Annotated in this window: 14 protein-coding genes, 1 pseudogene and 1 riboswitch; of the genes and pseudogenes, 9 read left to right on the top strand and 6 right to left on the bottom strand. The window is 43.9% G+C overall.

All coding sequences use genetic code 11. The features are described from left to right. Window positions 1-101 precede the first annotated feature (101 nt). A complete protein-coding gene (gene mhqR, locus KY305_RS14285) occupies window positions 102-548 on the top strand; it encodes a MarR family transcriptional regulator MhqR (RefSeq protein ID WP_214799715.1) in 447 nt (148 codons plus the stop codon). Window positions 549-582: 34 nt separating this feature from the next. Here mhqR and motB read toward each other — a convergent pair whose 3' ends face one another. The 3 genes from motB to clpE all read right to left on the bottom strand — a co-directional run bounded on the left by motB (window position 583) and on the right by clpE (window position 4,475). After that, window positions 583-1,368, bottom strand: coding sequence for a flagellar motor protein MotB (gene motB, locus KY305_RS14290; protein ID WP_223063099.1), 786 nt, complete (start codon window positions 1,366-1,368; stop codon window positions 583-585). Continuing rightward, window positions 1,340-2,155, bottom strand: coding sequence for a flagellar motor stator protein MotA (gene motA, locus KY305_RS14295; protein ID WP_061523541.1), 816 nt, complete (start codon window positions 2,153-2,155; stop codon window positions 1,340-1,342). Before motA ends, motB begins: the two co-directional genes overlap by 29 nt. 220 nt (window positions 2,156-2,375) lie before the next feature. Continuing rightward, the gene (clpE, locus tag KY305_RS14300; RefSeq protein WP_223063100.1) at window positions 2,376-4,475 is read right to left on the bottom strand and encodes an ATP-dependent protease ATP-binding subunit ClpE; all 2,100 of its coding nucleotides are present in this window, start codon (window positions 4,473-4,475) and stop codon (window positions 2,376-2,378) included. A gap of 380 nt (window positions 4,476-4,855) precedes the next feature. Here clpE and KY305_RS14305 point away from each other — a divergent pair, with 380 nt between their 5' ends. The 8 genes from KY305_RS14305 (at window position 4,856) to KY305_RS20370 (ending at window position 10,962) form a co-directional block, all read left to right on the top strand. Then, the gene (locus KY305_RS14305; protein ID WP_223063101.1) at window positions 4,856-5,893 is read left to right on the top strand and encodes a YkvI family membrane protein; all 1,038 of its coding nucleotides are present in this window, start codon (window positions 4,856-4,858) and stop codon (window positions 5,891-5,893) included. Between the two features lie 98 nt (window positions 5,894-5,991). Continuing rightward, window positions 5,992-7,110: a hypothetical protein gene (locus KY305_RS14310; RefSeq protein WP_223063102.1), complete on the top strand. Its 1,119-nt coding sequence runs from the start codon at window positions 5,992-5,994 to the stop codon at window positions 7,108-7,110. 118 nt (window positions 7,111-7,228) lie between these two features. After that, window positions 7,229-7,273, top strand: a riboswitch (PreQ1 riboswitch). A gap of 101 nt (window positions 7,274-7,374) precedes the next feature. Next, complete coding sequence (gene queC / locus KY305_RS14315; RefSeq protein WP_223063103.1) at window positions 7,375-8,034, top strand: 7-cyano-7-deazaguanine synthase QueC; 660 nt, start codon at window positions 7,375-7,377, stop codon at window positions 8,032-8,034. Next, entirely contained in the window at window positions 8,035-8,475 is a 441-nt protein-coding gene (gene queD / locus KY305_RS14320; protein ID WP_223063104.1) for a 6-carboxytetrahydropterin synthase QueD, read from the top strand. Next, window positions 8,468-9,199, top strand: a complete 732-nt coding sequence (gene queE, locus KY305_RS14325; protein ID WP_223063105.1) for a 7-carboxy-7-deazaguanine synthase QueE — start codon at window positions 8,468-8,470, stop codon at window positions 9,197-9,199. The genes queD and queE overlap by 8 nt, the downstream gene beginning before the upstream one ends. Before the next feature lie 18 nt (window positions 9,200-9,217). Beyond that, the gene (gene queF / locus KY305_RS14330) at window positions 9,218-9,712 is read left to right on the top strand and encodes a preQ(1) synthase (RefSeq protein ID WP_061523548.1); all 495 of its coding nucleotides are present in this window, start codon (window positions 9,218-9,220) and stop codon (window positions 9,710-9,712) included. Window positions 9,713-10,255: 543 nt separating this feature from the next. Beyond that, entirely contained in the window at window positions 10,256-10,759 is a 504-nt protein-coding gene (locus KY305_RS14335) for a tyrosine-type recombinase/integrase (protein WP_223063106.1), read from the top strand. Then, entirely contained in the window at window positions 10,750-10,962 is a 213-nt protein-coding gene (locus tag KY305_RS20370) for a hypothetical protein (protein ID WP_223063107.1), read from the top strand. The genes KY305_RS14335 and KY305_RS20370 overlap by 10 nt, the downstream gene beginning before the upstream one ends. An 84-nt stretch (window positions 10,963-11,046) precedes the next feature. On the opposite strand, the gene KY305_RS14345 is transcribed toward KY305_RS20370, so the two are convergent. From KY305_RS14345 to KY305_RS20085, 3 genes and pseudogenes are all read right to left on the bottom strand, one after another. Further along, the gene (locus KY305_RS14345; RefSeq protein WP_147797326.1) at window positions 11,047-11,271 is read right to left on the bottom strand and encodes a helix-turn-helix domain-containing protein; all 225 of its coding nucleotides are present in this window, start codon (window positions 11,269-11,271) and stop codon (window positions 11,047-11,049) included. Window positions 11,272-11,341: 70 nt separating this feature from the next. Beyond that, window positions 11,342-11,653: a hypothetical protein gene (locus KY305_RS14350; RefSeq protein ID WP_223063108.1), complete on the bottom strand. Its 312-nt coding sequence runs from the start codon at window positions 11,651-11,653 to the stop codon at window positions 11,342-11,344. 13 nt (window positions 11,654-11,666) lie between these two features. Further along, a pseudogene (locus KY305_RS20085) lies at window positions 11,667-11,843 on the bottom strand (lipase); the annotation flags it as partial.

Below are 11,843 nucleotides of genomic sequence, written 5' to 3' on the forward strand. Positions count from 1 at the left end.
CAAAAAGAAGAGAAATTTTGGAAACATTTTTGTTGACATTTTTCAGTTTGTTTATTAATGTTTCTCTGTAACGGTTTCTTTTGTAAAAGGATGATTGATTTATGACAGATAAGACAGAAAACTCATTGAAATTATTTATTGTACTTTCACGTGCGTATCGCTCTATTAACGATCATATGAATAAACATATTCATAAGCACGGCCTGAATCCGACGGAATTTGCGGTGCTTGAGCTGCTATACCACAAAGGCGACCAGCCTCTGCAGCAAATCGGCGACAAAATTTTATTAGCGAGCGGAAGTATTACATACGTCGTTGACAAGCTGGAGAAAAAAGACCTCTTGATCCGAAAAGCCTCGCCGACCGACAGAAGGGTGACCTTTGCACAAATTTCAGAAAAGGGTATCCGTCTTTTGGATGATATTTTTCCGGATCATGCGGCGGAGATAAACGAAATGATCAGTGTGCTGAGTGATGAAGAGATAGAAATGTGTACGGAGATGCTGAAAAGAGTAGGATTAAACGCAAAACATTTTCATCAGAAGTGAAAAAGGAAGCCGTTTGAAGGGCTTCCTTTTTTTATTATTGATTTTTGTCGGTGCCGGCATTTCTCGGCTGTATCAATACCTCAACGCGTCTGTTTTTACTGCGTCCTTCTGCGGTTTTGTTAGACGCAATCGGTTTATATTCGCCAAAGCCTTTGGCGCTGAACACTTTTGCATCCAATTTCGGATTCTCAGTGAGCAAAGCCATAAAGTTGACGGCTCTCATGACGCTTAAATGCCAGTTTGATTGATATTCTGAGTTTTTAATCGGAACATTGTCCGTATGTCCGCTGATGATAATGTTGCGCGGCGGGTTCAGCACCAATAAATTCGAGATTTCCTTCGCAAGCGGGACATCTTCCCGGCGGATATCGGCTCTTCCCGAATCAAAAAAGATGCTGTCTTTAATGGTGATTAACAAGCCTTCGTTTGTCAGTTTCGTTTCAAGCTGATGCTCAAGCTTTTTATTTTTAATGAATTGATTGACCTGTTTCTGCACGCCTTCAAGCTCTTCGCGATCCGCTGCTTCATTTGCTTTCTTTTTTTTCTCTTTCTCTTTTTCCTTGTCTTTTTTTATCGTATCAATGCCGTCTTTTTCATTCTCAGGGGGCGTGACGCTTGAATAGTCCAGGACACCTGTGCCTCCGGTAAATACGGCGTTGAATGATTTAGAAAGCATTTGGAATTTCGCCGCATCGACAGAGCTCATGGCGAACAATACAATGAACAGAGCAAGGAGAAGGGTGAGAAGGTCCGCGTACGGGATCAGCCAAGACTCATCCACATGCTCGTCATCATGCTTCTTCTTCTTTTTTCTCGCCATTGTTTGACTCTCCTTCTTGTTCGCTGACTTTTGCACGTTCGTTTGCAGGAAGGTACATCAGAAGTTTTTGTTCAATTACTTTCGGCGCTTGTCCCTCAAGCACGGAAAGGACGCCTTCAATCATGATCTCCCGCAGTTTGATTTCCTGTTTTGATTTGCGTTTCAGCTTGTTGGCGAAGGGGTGCCATAATACATACCCTGTAAAGATCCCGAGAAGGGTGGCGACAAACGCCGCACTGATAGCATGCCCGAGCGCCTCCGTATTGTTCATGTTTGAAAGGGCGGCGATAAGGCCTATAACTGCACCCAATACGCCAAGTGTCGGCGCATATGTTCCGGCTTGGGTAAAGATTGCTGCGCCGGCCTGGTGCCTGTCTTCCATCGCTTCAACTTCTTCAGTCATAATATCTCTTATAAATTCTGCGCTTTGACCGTCTACCGCCATGCTCAGGCCATTCTTTAAAAACGCGTCATCGACGTCTTCAATGCTTGCTTCCAGCGCGAGCAGGCCTTCACGTCTGGCAATTTGCGCCCATTGAGAAAACATGGGGATCAATTGCTCAATGGTCAGCTGTTTGTTTTCCTTAAACAGCACTTTAAAAAGAGCAGGCACTTTTTTAATTTCTTTGCCGGGAAATGCAATAATGACGGCCGAAATCGTACCGAACAAAATAATTAAAATAGCTGCGGGGTTGGCGAGTGCGCTTAAGCTTACCCCTTTCAGCACCATGCCGACGCTTAAAGCGATCAAGGCAAGAATGATACCGATAATCGATGTTTTATCCATATTTTTCACCAAATCCTTTATACTAGCTTTCTATGGTTAATATCGGTGCCAGTGCTTGGAACTTTAGGGCGATTGGGAAAATGTTCTCGAATTATTCACAGGTTTCGCCTTTTATCATACCGCTGATATGTCAAATAGCTGTTTTTTGAAGAGGATATTAGAAGGTAAGGTACGGGAAGTCATAAAAAAAGCGGTCCCCGAATGGAGAACCGCTTTTTTCTTATTTCGCCTGTACTTTAATGCTGTCATCTTCCATTATTACGTTGAAAGCTTTGATTTCGTTATCTTCCAGTAATAGATCAGTCATTTCGTCCTCGATCCATTCTTGGATGGTTCTTCTGAGAGGACGTGCGCCGAAGGAAGGATGATAGCCGATTTCAGCGATTTTTTCCTTCGCTTCATCCGTGACGTGCAAACTGATTCCGCGCTCTTTTAATGTGTCGTCGAGCTCTGCAAGCAGCAGGGTAACGATTTTAACGAGATGTTCTTTTTCAAGAGACTGGAATTCAATAATGCTGTCAAACCGGTTTAAAAATTCAGGTTTGAAGAACATGCTGAGTGAATCGATCAGCGTCTGCTCCTTCATCACGCTTTCTTCTGATTGAAAACCGACTTTTGTTTGTTTTTCGCCGGTGCCCGCGTTGCTCGTCATAATCAAAACGGTATCCTTAAAGCTGACCGTTCTGCCTTGGCTGTCTGTCAAACGGCCGTCCTCCATAATTTGCAAAAACATATGCTGGACGTCAGGGTGGGCTTTTTCAATCTCATCAAGCAATACGATGCTGTATGGATTGCGGCGCACTTTTTCCGTTAATTGTCCGGCTTCATCATGTCCTACATAACCCGGAGGCGAGCCGATAATTTTAGAAACGGCGTGTTTTTCCATGTATTCACTCATATCGAGGCGGATAATGGAATCTTTTGTGCCGAACAGTTCATCTGCGAGTGTTTTAGACAACTCGGTTTTTCCGACGCCGGTCGGTCCGACAAAGAGGAAGGAGCCGACAGGTCTGTTTTTGGATTTCAAGCCGGCGCGGCTTCTTCTTACCGCTTTAGCCACTTTTTTAACGGCTGTTTCCTGGCCGATCACACGCTGATGAAGGTGCTCTTCAAGCTCTTTCATTTTTGTTTGTTCATCAGCCTGGAGCTTTCCGACGGGAATGCCCGTTTTTTGTTCGACGATGGCTTGGATGTGTTCCGCTCCCACTTCAGCTGATGAGGCGGGTGTTTCTTGTGCCAGCTGCTTCTCCAAAGCCGCTTCTTCGTCACGAAGTTTTGCAGCAAGCTCATAGTTCTCTTCTTGAAGCGCTTTTGTTTTCTCAGCTTCAATGGCAGAAAGTCTCTTAGCCGCTTCTTCCTCATTTAAAGTATCCAGCTGCAGATTTGCCTTTGACCCTGCTTCATCTAACAGGTCAATCGCTTTGTCCGGCAGATGACGGTCCTGAATGTAGCGGGAAGAGAGCGTGACACACGCCTTAATCGCTTCATTGCTGAATGTGACGCCGTGGTACTTCTCATATTTATCTTTAATGCCTTCAAGAATGCTGATCGCTTGTTCTATAGAAGGTTCATGAACCATAACAGGCTGGAAGCGTCTTTCAAGCGCCGCATCCTTTTCGATTTGGCGGTACTCTTTCAGCGTCGTCGCCCCGATGACCTGCAGTTCTCCTCTGGCTAGCGCCGGCTTCAGGATGTTTCCAGCATCCATTGATCCTTCAGCAGACCCTGCACCTACGAGAAGATGAATTTCATCAATGAACAGAATTGCGTTTTTCCGTTCTTTTAATTCGTTCATCAGCTGTTTCATTCTTTCTTCAAACTGGCCTCTGATCCCCGTATTGGCAACGAGGGAAGCGACATCCAGCAGGTAGAGCTCTTTGTTTTTTAGTTTATTCGGTACATCGCCTTCCGCGATTTTGAGCGCAAGGCCTTCTGCGATTGCTGTTTTTCCGACGCCTGGTTCTCCGATGAGGACCGGGTTGTTTTTGTTGCGGCGGTTTAAAATTTCGATCACGCGCGCCACTTCATCATCGCGGCCGATAACAGGATCAATCAAACCTGCTTTTGCGCCGTTTGTGACATTTTGCGCGAGTTCATCGAGCAATCCTTTTTTACGCTGAGACTGCTGTTCGTTTTTATCAGCGTGAAAGGCTTGTTCAAATGGGAAACCGAATGATTGCGGCGGCCCCATGCTCATAGACGGTTTGCGGGTTAATTCTGTATAGCATGTTTCACATAAAACCAATTGTTTTTGAATGGAATTGACTTGCATGTTTAGGCGAATCGTCGCCTCGTTTTTCTGACAATGTTGACAACGCATTTGCCAAAACCTCCTTAGGGAATGTTTGATCATCTTTGACCAATAGAGTTAGAAAATAAGGTCTTAGTTTGACCTTCTTTGATTAATAGTATACTCTGACCTTCTTTGACTTTCAAGTATTTTGTTTTTAACCTTGTAAAATCAATACTTGCGATGCAGATTAGTCAATTTGTATTCTTTGATTAATCTTGACCAATGCACTCTGATCTTTCTTTGCTGATGAGTATACGCCGCTTTTTTTCTGCTTTCAATTTTTTTGCTTGAGGGGCAAATTTGCATCTGTTTTCTCAAGTAAACACGATTTATTCTTCTTTTCATGCAACTTGTCTCATAGGCTGATAAAAAGGCCTGGACAAAACTGCGTTTAGCCGGAGGGTGAAATGAGACAATCAAAAGGGTCTGCAAGTCAGCTTGCATTTGTATACGTAGGGACGGTTGTAGGGGCCGGTTTCGCCACGGGGCGCGAAATCGTTGAGTTTTTCCTGAGGTTCGGATGGATCGGTCTGTTCGGCATTGTAGTGAGCGGCCTGATGTTTACTTTTTTAGGCGCAAAAATAATGATCATTTCAAAGCGGATCAATGCAGCGTCTTATCAAGAATTAAATACTTATTTATTCGGGCAGTCTGTCGGCCGCATTGTCAACATGTTTATGATGTTTATTTTGTTAGGGGTGACCTCTGTCATGCTGTCCGGAGCGGGGGCGCTGTTTCATGAACAGCTTGGCTGGACCGCTCAAGCCGGAATACTTTTGACAATGGGGCTGAGCTTTGTCGTCATGACAAGCGGCGTTAAAGGCGTTTTCGGTGTCAATGTATTAGTTGTGCCGCTATTGCTTTCTTTTTCTTTTATCGTGGCGGCCGATTCATTTGTGTTTACGACCGCCAGGAACGCGGAGGAATGGGTATGGCCTGACAGATGGAATTGGCTTTTGTCAGCCGTGTCTTACGGCGCTTTAAATTTATCGCTGGCCCAAGCTGTCCTTGTACCCCTTGCAAACGAAATGACATCAGAAAAGGTGATCCGAAGAGGGGCTTATTTAGGCGGCGGATTGCTTACGCTGGTGCTGTTCGCAAGCTTTTTGTCCTTGTCGGTGCTCCCGAATGTGCAGGAATATGAGATTCCGATGGCTCAAGTCGTCTATTTATTTTCCCGCTCCCTTCATATCATTTATTTGTTTATTATTTTTGGTGAGGTGTTTACATCGGTAATCGGCAATTTATACGGTCTGGAAAAACAATTGAACAGCTTTCTTCATATAAAGAGTACATATATTTACGGCGGCATTTTGATATTTGCTTATATTGTCAGTCAAATCGGCTACGGCCAGCTGATTTCAACGGTTTATCCGCTGTTTGGATATGTCAGCCTTGCTTTTATCGGCGCGCTGGTTTGTAAAAAAACCCCGCAAAAAATATGAGCGGCATGAGACTATTGTCTGTTTTTTTGAAAAATTCCCCTTCTTTTTCTCTGTCATTTCTGTATAATGAATTGGGAAATGATGGGGAGGAGTATGGAATGAAAGATTTTCGTTTTTTAGGCTTCATTTTTATTGGCATCGGTATTCTCTTTTTTTTACAGAAGGCAGGAATAATCCACGTAGCGGCTGCCTCGGCTTGGCCGTTTCTTTTCATTGTGTTGTCCGCAGGTTTTCATGCCGGATTTTTATTCACGGGCAAAGCAGCTGACAAAGCGGGGCTGCTCGTTCCGGGCGGAATTACCCTTGTGCTGGGCTGCCTGTTTTGTTTTGAAACCGCAACAGGATGGACGTATTCAAGTATGACTTGGCCTGTATATATATGGGCTCCCGCACTCGGCCTTTTTGAACTGTGGTTCTTCGGAGGAAGAAAAACGGGTGTATTGATCCCTGTTTTTATCCTGTCCGCCATCGGTGCTGCATGTTTTGCCGGCATGCTTATGGCAGAGGTATGGCCGCTTTTGATCATTATCGTATCGCTTATTTTTCATATCAGTGCATTTTTGCATCCGCAAAAAAGAACGGGGTTTCTCATCCCAGGCGGTATATTGCTTATTACAGGCGGTTTATTATGGTTTGAAACGTTAACGGATTGGGCTTATGCAAATGTAACATGGCCGGTCTATCTCTTTGCCGCTGCGTTCGGGCTTTTTGAAAGCTGGCTGTTCGGCAAAAAGCAAAAAGGTCTGCTCATTGCATCGGCGGTTCTTGCTTGTACAGGAATTTTCGGCATCTTCAGCAATACAAATGCAGAAATAAACGAACATGGATGGCCAGCTATCCTTATTTTGCTTGGTATTGCTTTTCATATCCCGATTTTCAGCTCAAAACCGGTGAAAAACGCAGGGCTTCTTGTGCCAGGCGGCATATTGCTTATTACGGGCGTCTTGTTTTTCTTCGAAATTGCAACAAATTGGTCATATTCCGGTGTGACTTGGCCTGTTTACCTGTTAGCAACCGCATTCGGTTTATTCGAGCTGTGGCTGTTTGGCGGGAAACAAAAGGCGCTGCTGATTCCGGTAATGGTGCTGACGCTGATCGCATTAAGTTTTATTATGATGTATCAATTGTTATTCCCGATGTCTGTCTTCTGGCCGGTCTTATTTATCCTGATTGGAATGGCGCTGATGGTATTTCCCGGGAAAAAACGAAGAGCTTAAAATCAGCTCTGGATGCGGCGGCCTGAACTTTGTTTTCAGGCTGTCTTTTTTATTGTAAATGGAGACTTGATTATGGTATGATAGCAGAAGTGAAAAAATGAAGAAAATCCGTATTTCTGCGGGAGAGGTTCTAGCTACACCCTCTATAAAAAACTAAGGACGAGCTGTATCCTTGGATACGGTCTTTTTTTATGTTTTTTAGGGCGCCTTTTCCGAGAAAGGCGCTTTTTTATTTGTAAAATGTAAATAAGGGAGAGACCAGATATGAAAAAAGAAAAAGCAGTCGTCGTATTCAGCGGAGGCCAGGACAGCACGACTTGTTTATTGTGGGCATTACAGAACTTTGAAGAAGTAGAAACCGTAACATTCCATTACAATCAGCGCCACCAAGAGGAAATTGATGTGGCAAAGGCCATTGCTGAAAAGCTCGGCGTCAAAAATCACTTGCTTGATATGTCTCTCTTAAACCAGCTTGCGCCAAACGCGCTGACAAGAGACGATATTGAGATCGAAGCAAAAGACGGGGAATTGCCGACAACCTTCGTGCCGGGACGCAATCTCGTGTTCTTATCGTTTGCTTCTATTCTTGCGTATCAAATCGGGGCGCGCCACATTATAACCGGTGTTTGTGAGACTGACTTCAGCGGCTACCCAGACTGCCGTGACGAGTTTGTGAAATCCTGCAACGTCACCGTTAATTTGGCGATGGAAAAACCGTTTGTTATTCACACACCGCTCATGTGGCTGAATAAAGCGGAAACATGGAAGCTTGCCGATGAGCTTGACGCACTTGATTTTGTGAAAAACAATACACTGACTTGCTATAACGGTATTATTGCGGACGGCTGCGGAGAATGTCCGGCATGTCTGCTCCGCAATAAAGGCTATGATGAATATATGAAAATGAAAGGAGAGCGGAATTAATTGCTTTCTCAAATTTACCCGCAGGCTCAGCATCCTTACTCATTTGAATTGAACAAGGACATGCACATTTCCGCCGCGCACTTTATTCCCCGGGAAAGTGCCGGAGCGTGCAGCAGAGTGCACGGGCACACGTATACCGTAAATATTACCGTTGCCGGGGATGAATTGGATGATTCAGGATTCCTCGTGAACTTCAGCGTGCTGAAAAAGTTGGTGCATGGCGCTTATGATCATACATTGCTGAATGATCATGACGAATTTTCCGATGATGACCGATACTCATTGCCGACGACGGAAGTTGTGGCGAAAACGATTTATGATAAGGTTCAAGCCTATCTTGAAACACTGGAGAATAAACCAGTTTGCGTGCAGATATTTGTCAGAGAAACACCGACAAGCTATTGCGTATACCGTCCGAAAAAAGGTGATCTGAATGGCTAAAGGAATTCCGGTTTTAGAAATTTTCGGACCGACGATACAAGGGGAAGGCATGGTTATCGGTCAGAAAACCATGTTCGTCCGCACGGCCGGCTGTGACTATTCCTGCAGCTGGTGCGATTCCGCTTTTACGTGGGACGGATCAGCCAAAAAAGATATCCGCTGGATGACGGCGGAAGACATTTATCATGAGCTGAGAGAAATCGGCGGAGACGCCTTTTCTCATGTCACCATTTCGGGCGGAAACCCGGCGCTGTTAAAGCAGCTTGACGCGTTTATTATGTTATTGAAACAGCATGATGTGCGCGCCGCTTTAGAAACGCAAGGAACGGTTTATCAGGATTGGTTTACGATGATTGATGACTTGACGATTTCTCCGAAGCCGCCGAGCTCGGGAATGACGACTGATTTTAACAAGCTGGATCGCATTTTGTCTTCTCTGGAAGCGGCAAACAGGGGCCATGTGGTCAGTTTAAAAGTTGTCATTTTTAATGATGAGGATCTGGCATTTGCAAAAACGGTTCATAAACGATATCCGGGTATTCCGTTTTATCTGCAAGTCGGAAATGACAACGTTCATACGACAGATGACCAAGCGTTAATCACGCATCTGCTCGGAAAATATGAAAAACTCGTTGACAAGGTTTCTGTTGATTCAGAATTGAATCTCGTCAGAGTCCTGCCCCAGCTGCATACACTGCTGTGGGGAAACAAACGAGGAGTATAAAGAGAAAGGGAGATTCATATGACCAGAAAAGATTCAGAATTAGAAGGAGTTACACTCCTGGGTAATCAAGGGACAAACTATTTATTTGAATATGCGCCGGAGGTTTTGGAGTCCTTTCCGAATAAACACGTCAACCGTGATTATTTCGTTAAATTCAATTGCCCTGAATTTACGTCGCTTTGCCCGAAAACGGGACAGCCGGACTTTGCAACGATTTACATCAGCTACATTCCGGACGAAAAAATGGTAGAAAGCAAATCATTGAAGCTTTATCTTTTCAGTTTCCGCAACCACGGGGATTTCCACGAGGATTGCATGAACATCATCATGAATGACCTGATTGAACTGATGGACCCGCGCTACATTGAAGTATGGGGGAAATTCACGCCAAGAGGCGGAATTTCAATTGACCCTTACACAAACTACGGCAGACCGGGAACGAAGTATGAACAAATGGCTGAGCATCGTATGATGAATCATGATATGTATCCGGAGACGATTGATAATCGTTAATTTTTCCGTTGTGTGAACGGAGTGTGAAACGAAGTGATGTCACGGAAATATCCGAACATTCAACGTCATTTTTAGGCGGAAATGTGACTCGGTCACAATTTGGCGGCCCTTTTGTGACCACATCGTGACCGAAAATATACAAATATGTGACCACGATCCCTGTCTTTTTAGACGGGGATTTTTTATTGCGTTCGATTTAGTTATTAAACACGATTATATGGGGGGATGTTTAGTTATTGTTATAGGCCAGAATCGATATTTGCCGATTAATTTAATTCGTTAACGCCCTGGTAGCGTCTTCGTCCGTCAGTTCGTCGTGTTGTTAGTGATTAGTTTCGTTCGTGATTCGTTGATTCATAGTGGTTAATACCTGTTTAAAGTTCGTGTTTTGGTGAAGATTATTCATTTTTGATTAGTTAGTTGGAGTCATTTTTCGTCAGCACTCTTTTGTTTAATATAGGTTTACTGTAATCTCAGAATAGAAGGAGATTTTTTATACATTCAGAAAACCGGAAGGGTAAGCCTGTTAAACGAGCACGGAAGGTGAAGCGTAATGATAATTATTTATTAAAAGAACTCTTTGATCGTTTAGTGCGTGCAAAGCAGGCTGAAAATGTGGTGCCAGAAACAATCGATAAGTACATGCGTGCTTGCCGGTACTTAACGAATTATGCGGAGGAGATCGGGGTGTCCGCAGACATACGCCATATTGACGTTGACTTTGCGCGTGGGTTCGTATCGTGGCTGATTAACGATAAGGTTAAATTCGAAGGCCGTAAGTTCAAATTGGACGAGCATAAGACGCAGAGGCTATCCCCACGGTCAGTTAACGATTATATAAAGACTATCCGAACGTTTTTTAGGTTTTTGATTGACGAAGATTTGGCCACAGAGAATCCTTTTTTAAATTTGAAACTAATAACGGAGCCAGATGATGTAATTGAGATATTAACGAAATCAGAACTTAAACGGTTACTTGCTGCACCGTATTTACGTTCTTATCCCGAATTCAGGGACTACGACATACTGGAGCGACTATGTTCTTAGAAGCAGGGGGAGACATACGCCACCTACAGATGATATTAGGACATAACGATCTTCGGATGATTAAGAGGTATACGCATCTATCGAGAAAGTCACTGAAAGAACAGCATGATAAATTTTCACCACTAGCACAAATCAGCAGTAAGGCAGGGCGTAAAAGAAAAACTAAGAATAATACTAATGAAAATTTTAGGAACTTGCCTTGAAATCTGTCCGTATAGACCGGGTTTAGGAAAGCGTTGAATAATTTGAACATCGCAAATTGCGACAAACGAGAAAAAGACGCCGATTTATTCAGCGTCCTCTTCCGTGGCTTCTTCAATTTCGAATAGCTCATCGACTTCTACGCCGAGCGCCTTCGCAATCGAAAAAACGTGCCAATCTTCGTGGCGACTATTCTTATCGAATCGCGATATCGAACCTTGCGGAACGCCCGATGCTTCCGAAAGTCTTACCTGCGTCCACCCTTTCGCCTTCATAACGGCGTTTAGACGCGGCGTTGCGTTTAGTTTCATTTCGACCACCTCTGCGACTGAACTTGTCTATAGTCAACTGCTGGTTATCATTAATAATTAAAGTGGCTTTTTATCTTGTTTTAAAGCTATTAACAAAAGTTTCTCCGTCGTTCTCCGAGTTAACGATAAGCTGGGCACTTTCACTGATACGTTGAGCAAGTGCTTTTTGCGCTTTTCCATCGAAGCTGTATAAAAGGGCTGAATAAACGTCGTTTAATTCTTCCTGCAGCGAATTCATTTCGAACTTTGGTTTAAGATTTTTTCTAACCGTCTCTAGCTTAGTTTTTGCCACTTGCGTCATGCCTGCTTTCAGCATTTTCCGCTGCAGCTGTTTTCGTATTGGCTCATCTTTAAGTTCTAAAAGGTTATCTAACGTTGGCATTGCTTTGTCACTCCTATAATCTCAGCCAATTGGCAAGCATCTGATCTTTTTCCTCAAATTCGTCCGCTATTTTATTCAAGAATCCGCCGATCTCTTCAAGGTCAGTTATCACTGCCTGTAATGAATCAATGTACTCCTGCTCTGCCTGTGTGTCATAAAAAATCGGGCCTTTATCGTAAGATTGCGCAAT

Origin of the sequence: Bacillus sp. YC2 (genome assembly GCF_019891195.1) — a bacterium.
Taxonomy (GTDB): domain Bacteria; phylum Bacillota; class Bacilli; order Bacillales; family Bacillaceae; genus Bacillus.

What these genes read in the sequence shown, in the direction of transcription:
- motA (WP_061523541.1), bottom strand. Translation starts at nt 2,155, where the DNA reads ATGGATAAAACATCGATTATCGGTATCATTCTTGCCTTGATCGCTTTA.
- KY305_RS14305 (WP_223063101.1), top strand. Translation starts at nt 4,856, where the DNA reads ATGAGACAATCAAAAGGGTCTGCAAGTCAGCTTGCATTTGTATACGTA.
- queF (WP_061523548.1), top strand. Translation starts at nt 9,218, where the DNA reads ATGACCAGAAAAGATTCAGAATTAGAAGGAGTTACACTCCTGGGTAAT.
- KY305_RS14350 (WP_223063108.1), bottom strand. Translation starts at nt 11,653, where the DNA reads ATGCCAACGTTAGATAACCTTTTAGAACTTAAAGATGAGCCAATACGA.
- KY305_RS14345 (WP_147797326.1), bottom strand. Translation starts at nt 11,271, where the DNA reads ATGAAACTAAACGCAACGCCGCGTCTAAACGCCGTTATGAAGGCGAAA.
- queE (WP_223063105.1), top strand. Translation starts at nt 8,468, where the DNA reads ATGGCTAAAGGAATTCCGGTTTTAGAAATTTTCGGACCGACGATACAA.
- clpE (WP_223063100.1), bottom strand. Translation starts at nt 4,475, where the DNA reads ATGCGTTGTCAACATTGTCAGAAAAACGAGGCGACGATTCGCCTAAAC.
- queC (WP_223063103.1), top strand. Translation starts at nt 7,375, where the DNA reads ATGAAAAAAGAAAAAGCAGTCGTCGTATTCAGCGGAGGCCAGGACAGC.
- mhqR (WP_214799715.1), top strand. Translation starts at nt 102, where the DNA reads ATGACAGATAAGACAGAAAACTCATTGAAATTATTTATTGTACTTTCA.
- KY305_RS20370 (WP_223063107.1), top strand. Translation starts at nt 10,750, where the DNA reads ATGTTCTTAGAAGCAGGGGGAGACATACGCCACCTACAGATGATATTA.
- KY305_RS14310 (WP_223063102.1), top strand. Translation starts at nt 5,992, where the DNA reads ATGAAAGATTTTCGTTTTTTAGGCTTCATTTTTATTGGCATCGGTATT.
- motB (WP_223063099.1), bottom strand. Translation starts at nt 1,368, where the DNA reads ATGGCGAGAAAAAAGAAGAAGAAGCATGATGACGAGCATGTGGATGAG.